Below are 22,220 nucleotides of genomic sequence, written 5' to 3'. Positions count from 1 at the left end.
TGAATCATCCTCCTGGGTGGACCGGTTGTGTGGCTTCCAGGAGTTCGGCGAGTTCCACGAGGTCGGTGCCGGTGAGGCGGGGGAGGGCGCAGCCGGAGAGGGTGCGGCAGGCGTCCCGCCAGGGCGCCGGGATCGAGTCGCCGCCGCCGAGGGCGCCGGTGAGGGCGCCGGCCAGGGCGGGGGCCGAGTCGGCGACCCGGGAGAGACAGGCGGCGGCGGGGACGGCCTCGGCGATCCGGCCGCGCGCGGCGGTGGTGAGGGCGAGGGCGACCGGGACGGTTTCGGCGGCGGCGATGCCGTAGCTGTAGACGTGGTCGACGATTTGGTGTTCCAGGAGGGGGACGAGGGCGAACGCGGTGTCGGCCGTGGCGGTGAGGGTCAGGGCGTGGCGGGCGTTGCGGCCGATCTCGGTGGCCTCGGGGAGTTCGGCGAGCGCGGCAGCCACGCAGGTCTCCGCCTCGGCGCCGACGAGGGCGAGCGCGAGAGCGGCCGCCATGGCACGGGCGCCGTGCACTCCGTCGCCGTCCTGGGTGTAGCGGGCGTCGAACTCGGCGAGGTCGGCGGCGCGTTGGGGGTCGCCGGGGTGGGCGACGGCGAGCGCGCAGGCGCGGACGCAGGCGGCGTCGTCGAAGTAGTGCGGGTTGTCGTGGCCGGTGGCGGGCGGGCGCAGGCCGGTGGCGAGGTTGCCGAGGCCGGCGCGGACGGAGATACGGGCGCGCAGGGGGAGGACGGCCGACTCGATCTCGGGGGCGCGTTCCGCGGCGGCGGCGACCTCGGAGGCGACGGCGGTCCAGGTGAGGTCGATGGCGGCGCGGGTACGGAGCTCACGGCTGAGGTCGGCGAGGGCGGTGTCGTCGCCGGCGCGCAGGACGGCTTCCGCGGCGAAGGCGGCCCACTCGGCGTCGTCGGAGGGGCCGAGGCGGAGGGGCTCGGGGGGCTGGTTGAGGGCGATGGGGACGGGGAGGGTGGTGGTCGCGTTCTGTTCGGCGAAGGTGTCGAGTTCCCGGGTGAGGCGGCGGGTCCACTCCGGCATGCGGGCGGCGCGGTGCCGCGCGGAAGGCCAGCCGGCCGCGTCACCTGCGGCGAGGCCCAGCAGGAGGCCCTCGATACGACGCCGGTTCACCGCAGCTCCTCGCTGTGGCCCGCGCCCAGAGGGGTGCGCAGCAGTTCCGCCACTTCCAGCACATGCTGCCCGGCCATCGACGGCAGACAGCTCCCCCGCGCCGGTCCGATCGCCGCCCCCCACTCCGCCGGGATCGCGCCTTCCCCCCGCGTCGCTCCCGCCAGCGCGCCGGCCACCGCTGCTGTCGTGTCCGCGTCGCGGCCCATGTTGACGGCCGTCAGCACCGCATCCCGGAAGTCGCCGTCCGCCGCCGCGTACGCGCCGAAGGCCAGGGCCACCGCCTCCGGGGCCAGGTCGGTCCACGGGTAGCCGCCGATGACGACCGCCGAGCGGACCGCCCGTTCGCCCCGGTGGGCCACCGCGACCGCCCGGCGCAGGGAGCGTGCCGTCCACGAGTCGTCCGGTACCACCGCCAGCGCGGCCGCCACCACCGCCGTCGGCGGGGCGCCCGCCATCGCCGCCGCCACGCCCGCCGCCACCGCCTGGCCGCCGTAGATGCCCTCGCCCTCGTGGCTCACCGAACCGTCGATCGCGACCAGCCGGGCCGCCTCGGCCGGCCGGCCCGCCGCGAAGACGCCGAAGGGTGCCGCCCGCATGGCCAGGCCGTCGCTCCAGGCGTGCCGGTGCTGGGCGGAGATGGGGGCGGCGAGGCCCCGGCGGAGGTTCTCCAGGGTGCCGCGTTCGCTGAACCCGGCGCCCTTGAAGGGACCCTCGGCGCGGTCGGCGATCCACTCGTGCCAGGCCGCCTCGACATGGGCCGGGGTGAGGGCCGAGCCGTGGCGGGCGAGCAGGAGGCCGGAGAAAATCGCGTACTCGGTGTCGTCCGTGCCGGCCGGGGTGTCGGCGACGTACCCCGTGATGCGGCCCCAGCGGGCGCGGATCTCGGAGGGCTTCATGTTCTCGGCCGGCGCCCCCAGCGCGTCGCCCACGGCCAGGCCCAGCAGCGCGCCCCGCGCCCGGTCGAGCAGGGGGAAGGCGCGCTCGTCGGGGGCGGGGACCGACGGGGTGCAGACGATCGATGTCATGGGCGGGCCTCTCCGGGAGGGGTCGCGCGCCGGGGCGCGGAGCCGTTTGCGGATGTGTCCCACCAACGGCGGTTGACCGCAGCCTGCCAGGCCCCCACATCACCCGGTCGACATTTGTGCAGTGCATGGCACAAGTGAGCGTAGAAGGGTAAAGCCGCAGGTTAGCCGAGCCTTTCCTTGCTGGCGGAGGGGAATGCCGGGGCGTAGTGTCGATGTTGTCGAAAGATGGAATCAGTCCAGATTTAGCTTTGCCTCAGCTTACTTGGGGCATGTTCGAGACCTCTTGGGGGACCCGCATGGCCGTCATCGAGACCCAGGCGACACTGCACGTGGCGCACCGTGACAACCACACCCACCGGGATGTCAACGGAGGGTGGCTGCGGCCCGCGGTCTTCGGTGCCATGGACGGGCTCGTCTCCAACCTCGCCCTGATCACCGGTGTCGCCGGCGGGGCCGTCAGTCACCAGACCATCGTCATCACCGGGCTCGCGGGACTCGCCGCCGGTGCCTTCTCCATGGCCGCCGGCGAGTACACCTCCGTCGCCTCGCAGCGCGAGCTCGTCGAGGCCGAGCTGGACGTGGAGCGCGGGGAACTGCGCAGGCATCCGCAGGACGAGGAGGCCGAGCTGGCCGCGCTGTACGTGGCGAGAGGGGTCGAGGCGCCGCTCGCGCGGGAGGTCGCCCGGCAGCTGTCCGCCGATCCGGAGCAGGCGCTGGAGATACACGCCCGCGAGGAGCTGGGCATCGACCCCGGTGACCTGCCCTCGCCGCTGGTCGCTGCCGTGTCGTCCTTCGGCTCGTTCGCGCTGGGCGCACTGCTGCCCGTACTGCCGTTTCTGCTCGGCGCCACCGTGCTCTGGCCCGCCCTGCTGCTCGCGCTCGTCGGGCTGTTCGGCTGTGGTGCCGTGGTGGCCAAGGTGACCGCGCGGACCTGGTGGTTCAGCGGCCTGCGGCAGCTCGCGCTGGGTGGCGCCGCGGCCGGTGTGACGTACGCCCTGGGCAGTCTGTTCGGAACCGCCGTAGGATAGCTCGACCGCTACTTATGCGTTGGGCCGCATAAGTAGCCGTTACTCACTGGTTTCGATTGCTTAACCACTGGGCATGAGCCGTAAGCACCGCAGGCAAGGACGCCTGACGTGCACCTGTGGGGTGACGACGACGCTCACCCTCGCCCCCGCGGACCGATGGACACGGATCTGTCCGGATCGGTCCCCCACCACCTTCGCCGCCTGAGCGGCACCGCGCCGTAAACCCCTGCGGCGTCCGCATGTTGGAACGGTGTATCCAGTTCCCGAGAACCGCTCCATCATGTAACCTGCGTGAAATTTCGCAACAAAAACGCAGAGGGCCAGCGTCGTCCCTCGGCACCTGCTATATGCCACTGACGACGACGGGAGAGCCGATGCGTACGCCGCGCCAGCCGTCCCAGCACTCCACGAATGGCCTGAACTGGTCTTTCATGGATGCTCGCCCTGCTGCGCAGGGTATGTACGACCCCCGCAACGAGCGCGACGCCTGTGGCGTCGGCTTTGTGGCCACCCTCACCGGCGAGGCGAGCCATGCGCTGGTCGAGCAGGCGCTCACGGTTCTGCGCAACCTGGAGCACCGCGGCGCGACCGGCTCCGAGCCCGACTCCGGCGACGGCGCCGGCCTGCTCTCCCAGGTGCCCGACGCCTTCTTCCGCGAGGTGGCCGGATTCGAACTGCCGGCGGCCGGTTCGTACGCCGTCGGTATCGCCTTCCTTCCGGAGGACGGCATCCAGGACGCCGTCTCGCGGATCGAGACGATCGCCGGCGAGGAGGGCCTCACCGTCCTCGGCTGGCGCGAGGTCCCGGTCGCCCCGGAACTGCTCGGCGCCACCGCCCGCTCCACCATGCCGGTCTTCCGGCAGATCTTCGTCACCGACGGAGCCAGCGAGGGCATCGCGCTGGACCGCCGGGCGTTCGTGCTGCGCAAGCGCGCCGAGCGCGAGGCGGGCGTCTACTTCCCCTCGCTGTCCGCCCGGACGATCGTCTACAAGGGCATGCTGACCACCGGCCAGCTGGAGCCCTTCTTCCCGGACCTGTCCGACCGCCGCTTCGCATCCGCGATCGCGCTCGTGCACTCCCGGTTCTCCACCAACACCTTCCCGTCGTGGCCGCTCGCGCACCCCTACCGGTTCGTCGCGCACAACGGTGAGATCAACACGGTCAAGGGCAACCGCAACTGGATGGTGGCCCGCGAGTCCCAGCTGGTCTCCGACCTGTTCGGCCCGCAGGACAAGCTGGACCGCGTCTTCCCGATCTGCACGCCCGACGCCTCCGACTCGGCGTCCTTCGACGAGGTGCTGGAGCTCCTGCACCTGGGCGGGCGCTCGCTGCCGCACTCCGTGCTGATGATGATCCCGGAGGCGTGGGAGAACCACGACTCCATGGACCCGGCCCGGCGCGCCTTCTACGGCTTCCACGCCACGATGATGGAGCCCTGGGACGGTCCCGCCTGTGTCACCTTCACCGACGGCTCCCAGGTCGGCGCCGTTCTCGACCGCAACGGTCTGCGCCCGGGCCGCTACTGGGTCACCGACGAGGGCCTGGTCGTCCTCGGCTCCGAGGTCGGCGTCCTCGACATCGACCCCGCCAAGGTCGTCCGCAAGGGCCGCCTGCAGCCCGGCAGGATGTTCCTCGTCGACACCGTCGAGCACCGCATCATCGAGGACGACGAGATCAAGGCCGGCCTCGCCGCCGCACAGCCCTACGCCGAGTGGCTGGAGGCCGGCGAGATCGAGCTGAGCGACCTGCCCGAGCGTGAGCACATCGTGCACACCCACGCCTCGGTCACCCGCCGCCAGCAGACCTTCGGCTACACCGAGGAAGAGCTGCGCGTCATCATCGCGCCGATGGCCAAGGCCGGTGCCGAGCCGATCGGCTCCATGGGCACCGACTCGCCGATCGCGGCGCTGAGCGAGCGCCCGCGGCTGCTCTTCGACTACTTCACCCAGCTGTTCGCGCAGGTCACCAACCCGCCGCTGGACGCGATCCGCGAAGAGCTCGTGACGAGCCTGCGCTCCTCCCTCGGTCCCGCGGGCAACCTGCTCGACCCGAACGCCGCCTCCTGTCGCTCCGTCGTGCTGCCCTTCCCGGTGATCGACAACGACGAGCTGGCCAAGCTCATCCACATCAACGCCGACGGCGACATGCCCGGCTTCAAGGCCGCGACCCTGTCCGGTCTGTACCGGGTCTCCGGCGGCGGCGACACCCTCGCCGCGCGGATCGAGGAGATCTGCGCCGAGGCCGACGCGGCCATCGAGAACGGCGCCCGGCTCATCGTCCTGTCGGACCGGCACTCGGACGCCGAGCACGCGCCGATCCCCTCGCTGCTGCTCACCGCGGCCGTCCACCATCACCTCATCCGCACCAAGCAGCGCACCCAGGTGGGCCTGCTCGTCGAGGCCGGTGACGTCCGCGAGGTCCACCATGTCGCCCTGCTGATCGGCTTCGGCGCCGCCGCCGTCAACCCGTACCTGGCGATGGAGTCCGTCGAGGACCTGACCCGCGCGGGCACCTTCCTGCCGGGCATGGAGTCCGAGCAGGCCATCCGCAACCTGATCTACGCCCTCGGCAAGGGCGTCCTGAAGGTCATGTCCAAGATGGGCATCTCCACGGTCGCCTCCTACCGCGGTGCCCAGGTCTTCGAGGCCGTCGGTCTCGACACCGCGTTCGTCGAGAAGTACTTCAACGGCACCGCCACCAAGATCGGCGGCGTCGGCATCGACGTCATCGCCAAGGAGGTCGCCGCCCGCCACGCCAAGGCGTACCCGGCCTCCGGCATCGCGCCGGCCCACCGCGCCCTGGACATAGGGGGCGAGTACCAGTGGCGCCGCGAGGGCGAGCCGCACCTGTTCGACCCGGAGACGGTCTTCCGCCTCCAGCACTCGACGCGCGCCAACCGCTACGACATCTTCAAGAAGTACACGGACCGGGTGAACGAGCAGTCCGAGCGGCTCATGACGCTCCGTGGGCTCTTCGGCTTCAAGAGCGACCGTCCGTCGATTTCCATCGACGAGGTCGAGCCGGTCTCCGACATCGTCAAGCGCTTCTCCACCGGCGCCATGTCGTACGGCTCCATCTCGCGCGAGGCCCACGAGACCCTCGCCATCGCCATGAACCAGCTGGGCGGCAAGTCCAACACCGGTGAGGGCGGCGAGGACCCGGACCGTCTGTACGACCCGGCGCGGCGCAGCGCCATCAAGCAGGTGGCGTCCGGCCGCTTCGGCGTGACCTCCGAGTACCTGGTCAACGCGGACGACATCCAGATCAAGATGGCCCAGGGCGCCAAGCCCGGCGAGGGCGGCCAGCTGCCCGGCCACAAGGTCTACCCGTGGGTCGCCAAGACCCGGCACTCCACCCCGGGCGTCGGCCTGATCTCCCCGCCGCCGCACCACGACATCTACTCCATCGAGGACCTGGCCCAGCTGATCCACGACCTCAAGAACGCGAACCCGCAGGCGCGGATTCACGTCAAGCTGGTCTCGGAGGTCGGCGTCGGCACGGTCGCGGCCGGTGTGTCCAAGGCGCACGCGGACGTCGTGCTCATCTCCGGCCACGACGGCGGTACGGGTGCCTCCCCGCTGACCTCGCTGAAGCACGCGGGCGGCCCCTGGGAGCTGGGCCTCGCCGAGACCCAGCAGACCCTGCTGCTCAACGGCCTGCGGGACCGGATCGTCGTCCAGACCGACGGTCAGCTGAAGACCGGCCGGGACGTGGTCATCGCCGCGCTGCTCGGCGCCGAGGAGTTCGGTTTCGCGACCGCGCCGCTCGTCGTCTCCGGCTGCATCATGATGCGCGTCTGCCACCTGGACACCTGCCCGGTGGGCGTCGCCACCCAGAACCCGGTGCTGCGCGACCGCTTCTCCGGCAAGGCCGAGTACATCGTCAACTTCTTCCGGTTCATCGCCGAGGAGGTCCGCGAGATCCTCGCCGAGCTGGGCTTCCGCACCATCGAGGAGGCCGTCGGCCACGCGGAGGCGCTCGACGTCACCCGCGCCGTGAACCACTGGAAGGCGCAGGGCCTGGACCTGGCCCCGCTGTTCTACGTGCCCGAGCTGCCCGAGGGCGCGGCCCTGCACCAGACGGTCGCGCAGGACCACGGCCTGGAGAAGGCCCTGGACAACGAGCTGATCAAGCTCGCCTCGGACGCCCTGGCCGCCTCCAGCGCCACCGACGCCCAGCCGGTGCGCGCCCAGATCAAGGTGCGCAACATCAACCGGACGGTCGGCACCATGCTCGGCCACGAGGTGACGAAGAAGTTCGGCGGCGCGGGCCTGCCCGACGACACCATCGACATCACCTTCACCGGCTCGGCCGGCCAGTCCTTCGGCGCCTTCCTGCCGCGCGGTGTCACGCTCCGCCTGGAGGGCGACGCCAACGACTACGTCGGCAAGGGCCTCTCCGGCGGCCGGGTCATCGTGCGCCCCGACCGGAACGCCGACCACCTCGCCGAGTTCTCCACCATCGCGGGCAACACCATCGCCTACGGCGCGACCGGCGGCGAGCTGTTCCTGCGCGGTCGCAGCGGCGAGCGGTTCTGTGTCCGCAACTCCGGTGCGCTGGTGGTCTCGGAGGGCGTGGGCGACCACGGCTGCGAGTACATGACCGGCGGTCACGCGGTGGTCCTGGGCGAGACGGGCCGCAACTTCGCGGCCGGCATGTCCGGTGGCATCGCGTACGTGATCGACCTGAACGTCGACAACGTCAACGCCGGCAATGTCAGCGCCGTCGAGGCCCTCGACGACAGCGACAAGCAGTGGCTGCACGACGTGGTGCGCCGCCACGCCGAGGACACCGGCTCCACGGTCGCCGAGAAGCTGCTCGCCGACTGGGACACGGCCGTCCAGCGGTTCAGCAAGATCATCCCCAGCACGTACAAGGCAGTGCTCGCCGCCAAGGACGCCGCCGAGCGAGCGGGTCTCTCCGAGACCGAGATCACCGAGAAGATGATGGAGGCGGCGATCAATGGCTGACCCGAAGGGCTTCCTGACCCACGGCCGTGAGGTCGCCCGGACCCGTCCCGTCACCGAGCGCGTCCGGGACTGGAACGAGGTCTACGTCCCCGGCTCGCTGCTGCCGATCATCAGCAAGCAGGCCGGCCGGTGCATGGACTGCGGCATCCCGTTCTGTCACAACGGCTGTCCGCTCGGCAACCTGATCCCCGAGTGGAACGACTTCGCCTACCGCGAGGACTGGACGGCCGCCTCGGAGCGCCTGCACGCGACCAACAACTTCCCGGAGTTCACCGGTCGCCTCTGCCCGGCCCCGTGCGAGTCGGCGTGCGTGCTCGGCATCAACCAGCCGGCCGTCACCATCAAGAACGTCGAGGTCTCGATCATCGACAAGGCGTGGGACGCGGGCACCGTCGCCCCGCAGGCCCCGGAGCGCCTGTCCGGCAAGACCGTCGCCGTGATCGGCTCGGGCCCGGCCGGCCTGGCCGCCGCCCAGCAGCTCACCCGGGCCGGCCACACGGTCGCCGTCTACGAGCGCGCCGACCGCGTCGGCGGCCTGCTCCGCTACGGCATCCCCGAGTTCAAGATGGAGAAGCGGCACATCAACCGCCGTATCGAGCAGATGCGCGCGGAGGGCACCCGCTTCCGTACCGGCATCGAGATCGGCCGCGACCTCAAGGCGACCGACCTGAAGAAGCGGTACGACGCGGTCGTCATCGCCGCCGGTGCCACCACCGCCCGTGACCTCCCGGTTCCCGGCCGCGAGCTCAAGGGTGTCCACCAGGCGATGGAGTACCTGCCGCTGTCGAACAAGGTCCAGGAGGGCGACTACGTCACCTCCCCGATCTCGGCCGAGGGCAAGCACGTCGTCGTCATCGGCGGCGGCGACACCGGCGCCGACTGCGTGGGCACCGCCCACCGGCAGGGCGCGGCCTCGGTCACCCAGCTGGAGATCATGCCCCGGCCGGGCGAGGACCGGGCGCCGCACCAGCCGTGGCCGACCTTCCCGATGCTCTACAAGGTCACCTCGGCACACGAGGAGGGCGGTGAGCGGGTCTACTCCGTCTCCACCACCCACTTCGAGGGCGACGAGGACGGCAACGTCCAGTGGCTGCACCTCACCGAGGTGGAGTTCATCGACGGCAAGCTGACCCCGAAGCCGGGCACCGAGCGCAAGATCCCGGCTCAGCTGGTGACGCTGGCCATGGGCTTCACCGGCACCGACCGGGACAACGGCCTGGTCGAGCAGTTCGGTCTCGACCTCGACGAGCGCGGCAACGTCGCCCGCGACGCCGACTTCCAGACCAATGTGCCCGGCGTCTTCGTCGCCGGTGACGCCGGCCGCGGCCAGTCCCTGATCGTCTGGGCGATCGCGGAGGGCCGCTCGGCCGCCAAGGGCGTCGACCGCTTCCTGACCGGAGCGAGCGAACTCCCGGCCCCGATCCGCCCGACGGACCGCTCGCTGATGGTCTGACCCACCCCGAAGAACGTCCCGTACAAAGGCGTACGGAACACCGTGTGGCGCCTGCCCGCCAGTCCCCGACCGGACGACTGGGCAGGCGCCGCCGCATGTGCGCTGATCAAGTAACCTCGGCCTCCTGACGGTGAGATGAGGGGGAACAGGGATGGCCGCGATCAGTCTCAGCAAGGTGGAGCAGGCCGCGCCAAGGCTCGTCGGCTCCTACCGCTCCGCCGGGATCTCCCTCACCAAGCACGGACTCGACGGGCTCCGGGCCGCCGTCTACCTGGTCGTCGACTACTCCGGTTCCATGAAGCCGTACTACGCCGACGGCAGTGTGCAGGCCCTCGCCGACCGGGTGCTGGGCCTCTCCGCACACCTGGACGACGACGGCCGGGTCCCCGTCGTCTTCTTCTCCACCGACATCGACGCGGTCACCGACATCAGCCTCGCCGAGCACGAGGGCCGTATCGAGAAGATCGCGGCCGGGCTCGGGCACATGGGCAAGACCAGCTACCACCTGGCCATGGACGCCGTCATCGACCACTACCTCGACAGCGGCGCCACCGCGCCCGCCCTGGTCGTCTTCCAGACCGACGGCGGCCCGATCAACAAGCTCGCCGCCGAACGCTACCTGTGCAAGGCGGCCAAGCTGCCGCTGTTCTGGCAGTTCGTCGGCTTCGGAGACCCGCACAGCAAACAGTTCGACTTCCTGCGCAAGCTCGACGAGCTGGCGGTGCCGGGCAAGCGGGCGGTGGACAACGCGGGCTTCTTCCACGCCGGTTCGGACCCGCTGAAGGTGCCGGACGGTCAGCTGTACGACCGTCTCGTCGGCGAGTTCCCGCAGTGGCTGGCGGCGGCCCGATCGGCGGGCATCGTACGAGCCGACTGAGCCGACCGACTTTACGTCGCACCGTTGGCTGTCGGGGTCCTGTCATGCCACCCTGAGGGGTGATCCGGCGGGGAGGCGACGCGACGTATGGACGACGCGGCACGAACGGTGAACGGCTCGGTACGGGTGGGGAGTTCGGCGACCAGGGAGAACCCGCCGGGCAAGGGTGAGAAGCTCGCGGACTGGGCCGACGGGCGGCTGGGGATTTACGGCCTGGCCAAGGCCAACATGCGCAAGGTGTTCCCGGACCACTGGTCCTTCATGCTGGGCGAGGTCTGCCTCTACAGCTTCCTCATCCTGATTCTCACGGGCATCTACCTCACCCTCTTCTTCGAGCCCAGCGGCGCCGAGGTCGTCTACCACGGCTCCTACGAGCCGATGAACGGCATCATCATGACCAAGGCGTACGAGTCGACGCTGCACATCAGCTTCGACGTACGCGGCGGACTGCTGATCCGGCAGATCCACCACTGGGCGGCGCTGGTCTTCGTCGCCGGGATGTTCGTCCACATGATGCGGGTGTTCTTCACCGGCGCCTTCCGCAAGCCGCGCGAGGTCAACTGGCTGTTCGGCTGGACTCTGCTGTTCCTCGCCATCCTCACCGGCCTGACCGGCTACTCGCTCCCCGACGACCTGCTCTCCGGCACCGGCGTCCGGTTCGCCGACGGCGCGATCCTGTCGATCCCGATCGTCGGCTCGTACCTCTCGATGTTCCTGTTCGGCGGGGAGTTCCCGGGCCACGACATCATCTCCCGGTTCTTCCCGATCCACGTCCTGCTGCTTCCCGGGATCATGCTGGGGCTGGTGGTGGCTCACCTGATCCTGGTCTTCTACCACAAGCACACCCAGTACCCCGGGCCCGGACGCGACCAGAAGAGCGTCGTCGGCATGCCCTTCCTGCCGGTCTACATGGCCAAGGCCGGCGGCTTCTTCTTCCTCACCTTCGGCATCCTCGCGATCATCGGCGCCATCGCCACCATCAACCCGGTGTGGGCCTTCGGCCCCTACCGCCCGGACCTGGTGACCACCGGCGCGCAACCCGACTGGTACCTCGGCTTCTCCGAGGGGCTGATCCGGGTGATGCCCGGCTGGGAGATCAACGGCTGGGGTCACACCCTGGAGCTGGGTGTCTTCATCCCCTTCTCGCTCTTCCCGCTCTTCCTCCTGGCCATCGGCGTCTACCCGTTCATCGAGGCGTGGATCACCGGCGACAAGCGCGAGCACCACATCCTCGACCGCCCGCGCAACGTCCCCGTCCGCACCGCTCTCGGCGTGGCCTGGCTCAGCATCTACTTCGTCCTGTTGATCGGCGGCGGCAACGACATCGTCGCCACCCATCTCCACCTCTCCATCAACTCGATCACCTGGTTCGTGCGGATCTCCGTCTTCGTCGTCCCCGTCCTCGCCTTCATCACCACCAAGCGGATCTGCCTCGGCCTGCAACGCCGGGACCGCGACAAGGTGCTGCACGGCCGGGAGACCGGCCTCATCAAGATGCTTCCGCACGGCGAGTACATCGAGGTCCACGAACCCCTCGGCCAGGACAGCCTGTTCGTCCTCACCCAGCACGAACAGAACCCGCCGTACGAGATCGGCCCGCTGGAGGACGCGAACGGCGTACGCCGGAAGGTCACGGTCGTCCGGCGGATACGCGCGAGCCTGGCGAAGGGCATGTTCGGCCCGGACACCCACATCGCGAAGCCGACGCGGGAGGAGTACAAGGAGCTCACGAGCGGCGATCACCACTAGGCGCCCCGTCAGGGGCGCGGGGAACTGCGCGACCAGCCCCCACGGGCCTGCGGTTCAGGTACGACCTTGAGCACCTCTCTGCGACATTCCTCCGGCGTCCCCCAAGCCCCCCGCAACGCCCGCGCCTTGGTCAGCCACAACGACAGGTCGTTCTCCGCCGTGTAGCCGATCGCCCCATGCAGCTGCAGCGCGGCCCTGGAGCTGAGGTACGCCGCCTCGCACGCGCCGAGCTTCGCCGCGGCCACATCCGACGGAGTCATCGTCACCGCCGCCCCGAAGAGCACCGGCCGGGCGAACTCCAGCGCGATCTTCACATCGGCCAGCTGGTGCTTCACCGCCTGGAACGAGCCGACGGGCACCCCGAACTGACTCCGCTGCTTCACATACGCCACCGTGCTGTCGAGCAGCGCCAGCCCGACCCCCAGTGCCTGCGCGGCCACCGCCAACCGTGCCCAGGTCAGCGCATCCGCCCACGCCGGCTCCGCGCTGATCAGCTCACCGACCGGGGCGAGCGGTGTGAGCCGGCGCGCGGGGTCCAGGGACCGGCGTTCCGCACCGGCGCCGGGGGAGAGCCGCAAGCCCTCCGGCGTCGCGGCGAGCCGCAGATCCGCCGCGTCCCCGTCCAGCGCGTACCCGTACCCGTGCTCGGCGACCGTCACCGTCGCCAGGGTCTCTCCCGAGGCGATCCCCGGCAGAAACCGCTTCGCGAGGTCGGTGCGCTCACCGAGCAGCACCGCCGCGGCCACCGTCTCCACCAGCGGCCCGGGAACCGCGTACCGTCCCAACTCCACGAACGCTAGCGCGAGTTCCACAGCCCGGCGCCCTGCCCCGCCGTACTCCTCGGGCACCGCGAGGCCGAACACCCCCGCCGCGCCGATACGCCCCCACAGCGCCCGCCCGCTCAAATGCTCCCCGCGGCTCCACTCCCGTATCACCGCCGGGGTGTCCGCCGCCGTCAGCAGCGCCCGCAGGGAGCCGGCGAAGTCACGCTGCTCGGTGTCGAGGAGGAAACGCATGTCAGCGGCGTCCCTTCGGCAGGCCGAGCAGGCGCTCGGCGATGATGTCGCGCTGGATCTCGTTGGTGCCCGCGTAGATGGGCCCGGCGAGCGAGAAGACGTATCCCTCGGACCACGAGGTGTCCGCCAACTCGCCGTCCGTGCCCAGCAGGTCGAGTGCCGTCTCGTGCAGCGCCAGGTCCAGTTCGGACCAGAACACCTTGTTCAGGCTGGACTCGGGGCCGAGCGACTCGCCGTCCAGGAAGCGGGAGGCGGCCGCGTAGGTGAAGAGCTGGTAGGCGCGGGCGCCCAGGACGGCGTCGGCCACCCGGCCCGCGGCGGACTCGGGGGCGCCCCGCTCCCGCCACAGGTGCAGCAACCGGTCGGCGGCGGCCAGGAACCGGCCCGGTGACCGCAGCGTCAGCCCCCGCTCGTTGCCCGCCGCCGACATCGCTATCCGCCAGCCCTCGCCCGGCTCGCCGATCACGTCCTCGTCGGGGACGAACACCTCGTCCAGGAAGAGCTCCGCGAATGCCGGCTTGCCGTCGAGGCGGCCGATCGGGCGGACCGTGACCCCCGGGGCACGCAGGTCGAACATCAGATAGGTGAGCCCCTGATGCGGCTTGGCGGCGGCCGGATCGCTGCGGAACAGGCCGAACGCGCGGTCGGCGAACGCGGCCCGTGACGACCAGGTCTTCTGGCCGCCGAGCAGCCAGCCGCCGTCCGTCCGCACCGCCTTGGCGGTGAGGGCGGCCAGATCGGAACCGGCCCCGGGCTCGGACCACGCCTGCGCCCAGACCACCTCGCCGGTGGCCATCGGCGGCAGCACCCGCGCGCGCTGCCCCTCCGTGCCGTGGTCGAAGAGGGTCGGCGCGAGCAGGCTGATGCCGTTCTGGCCGACCCGGCCCGGCGCGCCCGCCGCGTGGTACTCCTCCTCGAAGACCAGCCAGCGGATCAGCCCCGCGTCCCGGCCGCCGTACCGCTCCGGCCACGACACCACCGACCACCGGTCCGCGGCCAGTTCGGCCTCCCACGCGCGGTGCGCCGCGAAGCCCTCCGCGGTCTCCAGGGAGGGGAGCGGTGTGCCGGGTACGTGCTCCGTGAGCCAGGCGCGGGCCTCGGCGCGGAACTCCTCGTCGGCCGGGCTGTGAGTGAGGTCCACGGTCGCCGTCACCATCCTTCCCTAACAAGTGTTTGGTAGGTTAGCGTGGCCCTATGACAGGCGTCGAGAGTCCGGAGTACGTACCCGGGCACGGGCTGCTGGCAGGGCGCACGGCCGTCGTCACCGCCGCGGCCGGGGCGGGGATCGGCGGTGCCACCGCACGCCGCTTCCTGGAGGAGGGCGCGCGCGTACTGATCAGCGACGCGCACACGCGACGGCTGAAGGAGTACGAGGCCGAGCTGGCGGGTGCGCATCCGGGCGCCGTGACCGCGGTGCCCTGTGACGTGACCGACGAGGCGCAGGTGCGGACCCTGTTCGAGACCGCCGTACGGGACCACGGGCGGCTGGACATCGTCGTCAACAACGCGGGCCTGGGCGGGACTTCGGCCCTGGTCGACATGGACGACGAGCAGTGGGCGCGGGTCCTGGACGTCACTCTCAACGGCACCTTCCGGTGCCTGCGCGCCGCCCTGCGGCTCTTCCGCGAGAGCGGACGGGGCGGCGTCGTCGTCAACAACTCCTCCGTCGTCGGCTGGCGTGCCCAGGCCGGACAGGCGCACTACGCCGCCGCCAAGGCCGGCGTGATGGCGCTGACCCGGTGCGCGGCCGTCGAAGCGGCCGAGTACGGGGTGCGGGTCAACGCCGTGGCGCCCAGCCTCGCCATGCATCCGCACCTGGTGAAGGTGACCTCCGCCGAACTGCTGGAGGAACTGACCGCACGCGAGGCCTTCGGGCGGTACGCCGAGCCCTGGGAAGTGGCCAACGCGATCGTCTTCCTGGCGTCCGGCTACTCCTCCTACCTCACCGGAGAGGTCGTCTCCGTCAGCAGTCAGCATCCCTGACCACCGGAGCGCCGACAATGGACCCGTGCCGACCAAGAAGAAGCCCCAGGTGACCGCCGCCCCCGCAAGGCGTCGCGAACTCCTCGAAACCGCCGCCGAGGTCTTCGCCGAGCAGGGCTACAACGCCACCACCGTACGCAAGATCGCGGACCACGCGGGCATGCTCGCGGGCAGCCTCTACTACCACTTCGACTCCAAGGAATCGATGCTGGAGGAGATCCTGCGGACCTTCCTCGACGAGCTCTGGGGCGGCTACGACACCGTCCTGGACGCCGGACTCGGTCCCCGCGAGACCCTCGAAGCCCTGGTCACCGAGTCCTTCCGGGAGATCGACCGGCACCGCGCCGCCGTCGCGATCTACCAGAAGGAGAGCAAGCAACTGGTCGCACAGGAGAGATTCACCTTTCTCGCCGAGTCGCAGCGCAAGTTCGAGAAGGCATGGCTGTCCACGCTGGAGCACGGGGTCGCCGCGCGCGTCTTCCGCGCCGACCTCGACGTCCGCCTCACCTACCGGTTCGTGCGCGACACCGTGTGGGTCGCCGCCTCCTGGTACCGGCCCGGCGGACAGCACAGCCCGGAGGAGATCGCCCGGCAGTACCTGTCGATGGTGCTGGACGGGATCGCCGTCCGTGAATAGCTCACCCATTCGCTGAAAACCTCTTTCTCGTGAGGGAGTCGCTGACATGGCCGAGGCCTACATAGTCGAAGCGGTGCGTACGCCCGTCGGGCGGCGCAAGGGCGGACTGAGCGGGGTCCACCCGGCCGATCTGGGCGCCCATGTGCTGACCGCCCTGGTCCAGCGGTCGGGCGTGGACCCGGCGGCCGTCGAGGACGTCGTCTTCGGCTGCCTCGACGCGGTCGGACCGCAGGCCGGTGACATCGCCCGCACCTGCTGGCTGGCGGCCGGGCTGCCCGAGGAGGTGCCGGGCGTGACCGTCGACCGGCAGTGCGGCTCCTCCCAGCAGGCCGTGCACTTCGCCGCGCAGGCCGTGCTCTCCGGCACCCAGGACCTGGTGGTCGCCGGCGGCGTCCAGAACATGTCCCAGATCCCGATCGCCTTCGCCTCCCGGCAGGCCGCCGAGCCGCTGGGGCTGACCGAGGGCCCCTTCCTGGGCAGCGAGGGCTGGCGGGCCCGGTACGGCCGGCAGCCCGTCAACCAGTTCGCCGGCGCCGAGATGATCGCCGCCAAGTGGGGTATCAGCCGCCGGGACCAGGAGGAGTTCGCCCTGAACTCCCACCGCAGGGCGCTGCGCGCCATCGACGAGGGCCGCTTCGAGCGCGAGACCGTGCCCTACGGCCCGGTCGCCGTGGACGAGGGCCCGCGCCGGGACACCTCTCTGGAGAAGATGGCCGCCCTCAAGCCGGTCGTCGACGGCGGCACCATCACCGCCGCCTGTTCCTCGCAGGTCTCCGACGGCGCCGCCGCGATGCTGCTCGCCTCCGAACGGGCGGTCCGTGAACACGGGTTACGCCCCCGCGCCCGCGTCCACCACCTCTCCGTCCGCGGCGAGGACCCCATCCGGATGCTCTCCGCCCCCATCCCCGCCACCGCGCACGCCCTGAAGAAGACCGGCCTGACCATCGACGCCATCGACCTCGTCGAGATCAACGAGGCCTTCGCCCCGGTCGTCCTGGCCTGGCTCAAGGAGACCGGCGCCGACCCCGCCAAGGTCAACGTCAACGGCGGCGCGATCGCCCTCGGCCACCCGCTCGGCGCCACCGGCGTCAAGCTGATGACCACCCTCCTGCACGAACTGGAACGCACCGGCGGCCGCTTCGGCCTCCAAACCATGTGCGAGGGCGGCGGCCAGGCCAACGTGACGATCATCGAGCGGCTCTGAGCCCCTCCAGTCCCCGTACCACCTCGTCCGCCTCCTTCATGACGCGTGCCACCAGCTCCGCGCACGACGGCAGGTCGTCGATCACCCCGGCGACCTGCCCGGAGGCCATCACCCCGAGATCCGTGCGGCCGTCCACCATCGCCGACCTGAGCAGCATCGGGGTGTTGGCGGCGAGCAGCACCTGACTCAAGGACAGGTCCTTGCCGTGCCGCAGGGCCAGCCCGTCCCGGACCATCTGCCGCCAGGTCAGCCCGGAGAGTCTCCGGAAGGCGGCCGCATGGCGCACGGCCCGCAGCAGCCGTCGCGTCCGGCCGGTGTTCTCCAGGGAGTCCACGAGCGGGGTCCGCAGCATCCGGTGCGGCAGCCCGTCCACCGCCCTGGTCACCGTGACGTCCCTGGCCGTCGCCCCCAGATATCTCCCCTTCACCGCGTCCGGCACCGTCGAGTCCGAGGTGAGCAGGAAACGGGTCCCCATCGCGACCCCCGCCGCCCCGTACGCCAGCGCCGCCACCAGTCCACGCCCGTCGAAGAAACCCCCGGCGGCCACCACCGGTATCCGCACCGCGTCCACCACCTGCGGCAGCAGCACGCTCGTCGCCACCTCCCCGGTATGCCCGCCGCCCTCACCGCCCTGCACGATCACCGCGTCCGCGCCCCACGCCGCGACCTTCTCGGCATGCCGCCGCGCCCCGACGGACGGGATCACCACCACACCCGCCCCCTTCAGCTCGGCGATCAGCTCGGCGGACGGGGCGAGCGCGAACGACGCCACCCGCACACCCCCGTCGACGATCAGCCGCACCCGGTCCCCGGCGTCGGCCGCGTCCGCCCGCAGATTCACCCCGAACGGGGCGTCCGTACGGCACCGCACCTCGGCTATCGCGGCACGCAGCTGGTCGAGGGTCATCGTCGCGGAGGCCAGGATGCCGAGAGCCCCGGCATTGGCCGTCGCCGAGACCAGACGGGGGCCCGCCACCCAGCCCATCCCCGTCTGCACGATCGGATACCGGACCCCGACCAGCCGGGTGAGCGCGGTCTCCATCAGCCCGCGACCTCCTTCGTCCGTGCGCCGCCGGGATCCAGCACCTCACGGATCAGCCGCAGCTCCTCCGGGCCCGGTTCGCGGGTGTAGGGCACCTCGTCCGGGACGACGAGCTCGAAGTCCGTGGCCTCCCGCACCTGACCGACGCTCACCCCCGGATGCAGCGCGGCCAGCCGCATCGAGCGGTCCGGGGTCTCGAAGTCGAAGACGCCGAGGTCGGTGACGACCCTCGGGATACGGTGGAAGCGTTCCGTGCCCGGGTGCTCGGCCACCCGGTCGTACCCCACCCCGCACACCATGTCGACCTTCGCCACGAACACCCGCCGGGAGTGCTTCGGGACCCAGTAACTCGTCGGGTTGTTCAGTGTGTTGAGGGGCGCGCCGCGCACGCCGAGCAGCTGGCGGCGGGGCCGGGACCAGTCGCCGATGGCCGAGATGTTCTGGTTGCCGTACCGGTCGAGCTGGCTCGCGCCCATCATCACGTGCCGGCGGCCACCGGCCACCAGGGTGAGGTGCTGCCGGTAGGGCAGCCAGCCCTCGGCGGTGCCGTCCGGGCGGACCAGCACGGCCTCGCCGTCGGTCAGCAGCAGATCGGGGGCGAAGGTGAGCCGGGCCAGCCGGGCGCCCAGGGAGGGGATCAGGCCCATCGGGCTCGCCAGGATCTCACCGGAGCCGCGCCAGGCCTCGGCGCAGGCGATGACACAGTAGTCGGCGCGCAGTACGTCCATCAGCCCTGCTCCTCCTGCCAGTTCCGCACCGCCGAGCGGTAGGCCCGCTCGTCCCCGGCCAGGAACCGCCCGGAGAACTCCGCCCACGGGGTCCTCGCGTACAGCCGCTGGAAGTCCTCGTCCCGCCCGTAGTCGGGGGCGCAGGAGGTGAAGTGCGCACCGCCCGGGGCCTCCACGACCCCCGTCACGTGCAGCCGCTTGACCAGCAGCGACTGCGCTGCCGCCGACTTCGTCAACTCGGCCGTGTCCACGATCTGTTCGCAGGAGACGTAGGCGGTGTCCGCCGCCTCGCAGAACAGGTCGTCGAAGTACGGGTCCGGGCCGAGATACTGCCCGTTGCCCAGCCGGTCGGCGCGGTTGACGTGGACCAGGGCCGCGTCCAGGCGCAGGGCGGGCATCGCCACGAACGTCTCCCCGTCGTCGTACGGCGACGTCACCGTCCGCAGGCCGGGGTTGACCCGCATGACGTCCGAGCCGAGCCCCGCGCGCACCGGCAGGAACGGCAGCCGGTTCGCGGCCGCGCGCAGGCCCCACATGAACATGCCCTCGTCGACCTCCGTCAGCTCGAACGCCCCGCGCTCGCGCGCCGCCCGGTAGTGCGGTTCCAGCGGGATGGAGTCGAGGGTGACGAAGGCCGTCACCAGCCTGCGCACCCGGCCGGCCGCGACCAGCATCCCGACGTCCGGGCCGCCGTAGGAGACCACGGTGAGGTCGTCGATGCCGCTCCGGAGCACGGCTCTGACCAGGGACATCGGCTTGCGCCGGGAACCCCAGCCGCCGATGCCGAGGGTCATGCCGCTGGTCAGCCGGGCGACGGCCTCGTCGGCGGTCATCGTCTTGTCAGTCACTCCCCGCACCCTCCTTCCCGAAGGTGTCACGGACCCGGTCGGCCACCCCGCTGAGGGCGGCCTCGAAGGTGAAGCCCTGCTCCCATCGATAGCTGCGTCGCACGTCGACGGGGTCGATGCCGTTGATGGCGGCCTTGGCCAGGCGCAGCAGCCGGCCGTCCTTCGCGGCTATCTCCCGGGCCAGCTCCAGTGCCGCCGAGAACAGCTCCCCGCGCGGTACCACCCGCCACACCGAGCCATGCGCGTGCAGCTGGGCCGCCGTCGCCGTGCGCGAGGTGTAGTACAGCGTCCGCATCAGATGCGGCGGGACCAGCCGGGCCAGATGCGTGGCCGCGCCCAGCGCTCCCCGGTCCAGCTCGGGCAGCCCGAAGACGGCGTCCTCGCTCGCCACGATCGCGTCCGCGTTGCCCACCAGGCCTATCCCGCCGCCCAGACAGAAGCCGTGCACGGCCGCCACCACCGGGGTCTCGCACTCGTACACCGCCGCGAAGGCCTCCGCGCAGCCCCGGTTGGCGCCGAGCAGCGCCTCGTTCCCGTCCGCCTGTATCTCCTTGATGTCCACGCCCGCGTTGAAACCGCGGCCCTGCGCGGCCAGCACCACGCACCGGGTTCCGGGGTCGCGGCCCACGGCGCGCACCGCGTCCGCCAGCGCCCACCAGCCGCGCACCGGCAGCGCGTTCACCGGCGGGTGATCGACGGTGACGAGCGCGACGCCCTTTTCCGGAAACGAGGTGGAGACACTCATCGACGCATCAGCTACCTTCGCACTCAGCTACCTTTCCACCAAACATTTGTTAGGTGTGAGGCTTCGAAGCTAGCAGCCGCTGCGAGCAAGCGGGAGGCCCTGTGGAAAACCCGGAACGAGGCCCTGTGGACGACTCGCTGCGCGGCCGGACCGTCGTGGTCACCGGCGGTACGCGGGGCGTGGGCGCCGGAATCGCCCGGGCCTTCGCCGAGGCCGGCGCACACGTTCTGGCCTGTGCCCGCCGACCGCCCGGACAACTCCTCGACGGCGTCGAGTTCACCCCCCTCGACCTGCGCGACCCGCCCGCCGTGCGCGCCTTCTTCGACGCCCTGCCCCGGGTCGACGTGCTCGTCAACAACGCGGGCGGCACCCCCTACCGGCGGCTCGACGAAGCGGACGCCGAGCGGCACGCCCGGGTGATCGAGCTGAACCTCCTCACCCCGCTGACCGCCTCCCTCGCCGCCTACGAGCACCTGCGGCGGGCCCGGGGAGCGGTGGTGATGATCGGCAGTGTCAGCGGCGGCCGCCCCTCGCCGGGCTCCGCCGCCTACGGCGCGGCCAAGGCGGGACTGGAGAACCTCGCCCGGTCCATGGCGGTGGAGTGGGCACCGGAGGTCCGGGTCAACACGCTGGTCGTCGGTATGGTCCGCACCGAGCTGGCCCACCTCCACTACGGCGGCCAGGACGGCGTCGACGCCGTCTCCCGCACCGTCCCGCTCGGCCGCCTCGCCGCCCCGTCCGACATCGGCGCCGCCGCCGTCTTCCTCGCCTCCGACGCGGCCGCCTACATCAGCGGGGCGAGCCTGCTCGTGCACGGCGGCGGGGAACGGCCCCCCTTCCTCGATGCCGCAACTGCCAACAAGCCGTCCGACAGGGAGGACTGAGATGAGCGGAATCTGCACGGGCCGGGTCGTGGCCGTCACCGGGGCCGGGCGCGGGCTCGGCCGGGCCCACGCGCTGGCCTTCGCCGCCGAGGGCGCCCGGGTCGTCGTCAACGACCTCGGTGTCGGCCTCGACGGCGTGCCGGGGCCGGATCATCCCGCCGGGGCCGTCGTGGACGAGATCCGCGCGGCCGGCGGCGAGGCGGTCGCGCATGGCGGTGACATCGCGACCACCGCCGGGGCCGCCTCGCTGATCGGAACGGCCGTCGAGACCTACGGCCGGCTCGACACCCTCGTGAACAACGCCGGCTTCCTGCGCGACCGGATGCTCGTCAACCTCGGCGAGGACGACTGGGACGCGGTCATGCGGGTGCACCTCAAGGGCCACTTCCTGCCGCTGCGGCACGCGGCCGCGCACTGGCGGGCCGAGGCCAAGGCGGGCCACACCCCGGTCGCCCGCATCGTCAACACCAGCAGCGGAGCCGGCCTGCTGGGCTCGGTCGGGCAGGGCAACTACAGCGCCGCCAAGGCCGGCATCGTCGGCCTCACCCTGGTCGCGGCCGCCGAACTGGCCCGCTACGGCGTCCAGGTCAACGCCGTCGCCCCGGCCGCCCGCACCCGGATGACCGAGCGCACGTTCGCCGCGACCATGGCCGCCCCCGACTCCGGCTTCGACGCCATGGCCCCGGAGAACGTCTCCCCGCTCGTGGTCTGGCTGGGCTCCGCCGCGAGCGCCGGAGTCACCGGGCGAGTGTTTGAGACCGAGGGCGGCCGGATCACCGTCATGGAGGGCTGGCGGGCGGGGCCGACCGCCGACAAGGGCGCCCGCCGGACCCCGGCCGAGGCGGGGGAGGCGGCACTGAAACTGCTGGCCGAGGCGGCGGCGCCGGGGGCGGTGTACGGAGCCTGAC

General features: G+C 71.4%; 18 protein-coding genes. 10 read left to right on the top strand and 8 right to left on the bottom strand.

Annotated elements, in window-relative coordinates; genetic code table 11:
• Positions 1 to 4 precede the first annotated feature (4 nt).
• Together ACGFZQ_RS17840 and ACGFZQ_RS17835 are read right to left on the bottom strand one after the other, a co-directional pair.
• A complete protein-coding gene (locus ACGFZQ_RS17840; RefSeq protein ID WP_393841210.1) occupies positions 5 to 1,213 on the bottom strand; it encodes an ADP-ribosylglycohydrolase family protein in 1,209 nt (402 codons plus the stop codon).
• The gene (locus ACGFZQ_RS17835; RefSeq protein ID WP_393841159.1) at positions 1,120 to 2,148 is read right to left on the bottom strand and encodes an ADP-ribosylglycohydrolase family protein; all 1,029 of its coding nucleotides are present in this window, start codon (positions 2,146 to 2,148) and stop codon (positions 1,120 to 1,122) included. The genes ACGFZQ_RS17840 and ACGFZQ_RS17835 overlap by 94 nt, the downstream gene beginning before the upstream one ends.
• Positions 2,149 to 2,444: 296 nt before the next feature.
• Between ACGFZQ_RS17835 and ACGFZQ_RS17830 the strand changes: the two genes are divergently transcribed.
• The 5 genes from ACGFZQ_RS17830 (at position 2,445) to ACGFZQ_RS17810 (ending at position 12,225) form a co-directional block, all read left to right on the top strand.
• On the top strand, positions 2,445 to 3,176 hold the full coding sequence (locus ACGFZQ_RS17830; protein WP_393841209.1) for a VIT1/CCC1 transporter family protein: 732 nt from the start codon (positions 2,445 to 2,447) through the stop codon (positions 3,174 to 3,176).
• A gap of 374 nt (positions 3,177 to 3,550) precedes the next feature.
• Positions 3,551 to 8,146, top strand: a complete 4,596-nt coding sequence (gene gltB / locus ACGFZQ_RS17825) for a glutamate synthase large subunit (protein ID WP_393841158.1) — start codon at positions 3,551 to 3,553, stop codon at positions 8,144 to 8,146.
• Complete coding sequence (locus tag ACGFZQ_RS17820; protein ID WP_351732630.1) at positions 8,139 to 9,599, top strand: glutamate synthase subunit beta; 1,461 nt, start codon at positions 8,139 to 8,141, stop codon at positions 9,597 to 9,599. Before gltB ends, ACGFZQ_RS17820 begins: the two co-directional genes overlap by 8 nt.
• Positions 9,600 to 9,750: 151 nt before the next feature.
• The gene (locus ACGFZQ_RS17815) at positions 9,751 to 10,476 is read left to right on the top strand and encodes a vWA domain-containing protein (RefSeq protein WP_393841157.1); all 726 of its coding nucleotides are present in this window, start codon (positions 9,751 to 9,753) and stop codon (positions 10,474 to 10,476) included.
• Positions 10,477 to 10,563: 87 nt separating this feature from the next.
• Complete coding sequence (locus ACGFZQ_RS17810; RefSeq protein ID WP_393841156.1) at positions 10,564 to 12,225, top strand: cytochrome bc complex cytochrome b subunit; 1,662 nt, start codon at positions 10,564 to 10,566, stop codon at positions 12,223 to 12,225.
• Between the two features lie 8 nt (positions 12,226 to 12,233).
• Here the strand turns inward: ACGFZQ_RS17810 and ACGFZQ_RS17805 are convergent, their stop codons facing one another.
• Positions 12,234 to 13,241: an acyl-CoA dehydrogenase family protein gene (locus ACGFZQ_RS17805; RefSeq protein WP_393841155.1), complete on the bottom strand. Its 1,008-nt coding sequence runs from the start codon at positions 13,239 to 13,241 to the stop codon at positions 12,234 to 12,236.
• A gap of 1 nt (position 13,242) precedes the next feature.
• The gene (locus tag ACGFZQ_RS17800) at positions 13,243 to 14,382 is read right to left on the bottom strand and encodes an acyl-CoA dehydrogenase family protein (protein WP_393841154.1); all 1,140 of its coding nucleotides are present in this window, start codon (positions 14,380 to 14,382) and stop codon (positions 13,243 to 13,245) included.
• Positions 14,383 to 14,435: 53 nt separating this feature from the next.
• On the opposite strand from ACGFZQ_RS17800, the gene ACGFZQ_RS17795 reads away from it, so the two are divergent.
• The 3 genes from ACGFZQ_RS17795 to ACGFZQ_RS17785 are packed head-to-tail and all read left to right on the top strand — an operon-like array spanning position 14,436 to position 17,065.
• The gene (locus ACGFZQ_RS17795; RefSeq protein ID WP_393841153.1) at positions 14,436 to 15,224 is read left to right on the top strand and encodes an SDR family oxidoreductase; all 789 of its coding nucleotides are present in this window, start codon (positions 14,436 to 14,438) and stop codon (positions 15,222 to 15,224) included.
• A 25-nt stretch (positions 15,225 to 15,249) separates the two neighbouring features.
• The gene (locus tag ACGFZQ_RS17790) at positions 15,250 to 15,861 is read left to right on the top strand and encodes a TetR/AcrR family transcriptional regulator (protein WP_351732643.1); all 612 of its coding nucleotides are present in this window, start codon (positions 15,250 to 15,252) and stop codon (positions 15,859 to 15,861) included.
• Between the two features lie 46 nt (positions 15,862 to 15,907).
• Positions 15,908 to 17,065, top strand: a complete 1,158-nt coding sequence (locus ACGFZQ_RS17785) for an acetyl-CoA C-acetyltransferase (RefSeq protein ID WP_393841152.1) — start codon at positions 15,908 to 15,910, stop codon at positions 17,063 to 17,065.
• Here the strand turns inward: ACGFZQ_RS17785 and ACGFZQ_RS17780 are convergent.
• Genes ACGFZQ_RS17780 through ACGFZQ_RS17765 form a run of 4 tightly spaced genes read right to left on the bottom strand, consistent with a single transcriptional unit; the run spans position 17,049 to position 20,428 of the window.
• Positions 17,049 to 18,107 (bottom strand): NAD(P)H-dependent flavin oxidoreductase, encoded by a 1,059-nt coding sequence (locus tag ACGFZQ_RS17780; RefSeq protein ID WP_393841151.1) that lies wholly within the window; start codon positions 18,105 to 18,107, stop codon positions 17,049 to 17,051. The genes ACGFZQ_RS17785 and ACGFZQ_RS17780 overlap by 17 nt on opposite strands.
• The gene (locus ACGFZQ_RS17775; protein ID WP_393841150.1) at positions 18,107 to 18,835 is read right to left on the bottom strand and encodes a CoA-transferase subunit beta; all 729 of its coding nucleotides are present in this window, start codon (positions 18,833 to 18,835) and stop codon (positions 18,107 to 18,109) included. Before ACGFZQ_RS17775 ends, ACGFZQ_RS17780 begins: the two co-directional genes overlap by 1 nt.
• The gene (locus ACGFZQ_RS17770) at positions 18,835 to 19,683 is read right to left on the bottom strand and encodes a CoA transferase subunit A (RefSeq protein ID WP_393841149.1); all 849 of its coding nucleotides are present in this window, start codon (positions 19,681 to 19,683) and stop codon (positions 18,835 to 18,837) included. Before ACGFZQ_RS17770 ends, ACGFZQ_RS17775 begins: the two co-directional genes overlap by 1 nt.
• Positions 19,676 to 20,428, bottom strand: coding sequence for an enoyl-CoA hydratase family protein (locus ACGFZQ_RS17765; protein ID WP_393841148.1), 753 nt, complete (start codon positions 20,426 to 20,428; stop codon positions 19,676 to 19,678). The genes ACGFZQ_RS17770 and ACGFZQ_RS17765 overlap by 8 nt, the downstream gene beginning before the upstream one ends.
• Positions 20,429 to 20,553: 125 nt before the next feature.
• Between ACGFZQ_RS17765 and ACGFZQ_RS17760 the strand changes: the two genes are divergently transcribed.
• Both ACGFZQ_RS17760 and ACGFZQ_RS17755 read left to right on the top strand, forming a co-directional pair.
• Positions 20,554 to 21,312 carry an SDR family oxidoreductase gene (locus ACGFZQ_RS17760; RefSeq protein WP_393841147.1) on the top strand — a complete coding sequence of 253 codons (759 nt, stop codon included), beginning with the start codon at positions 20,554 to 20,556 and terminating at the stop codon, positions 21,310 to 21,312.
• 1 nt (position 21,313) lies between these two features.
• Positions 21,314 to 22,219, top strand: a complete 906-nt coding sequence (locus tag ACGFZQ_RS17755; protein ID WP_393841146.1) for an SDR family oxidoreductase — start codon at positions 21,314 to 21,316, stop codon at positions 22,217 to 22,219.
• Position 22,220: the final 1 nt, after the last annotated feature.

Source organism: Streptomyces sp. NPDC048254 (assembly GCF_043201895.1).
Classification (GTDB): domain Bacteria; phylum Actinomycetota; class Actinomycetes; order Streptomycetales; family Streptomycetaceae; genus Streptomyces.
The sequence above is the reverse complement of the archived record's forward strand: the minus strand, read 5'-3'. Positions and strand labels throughout refer to the sequence as shown.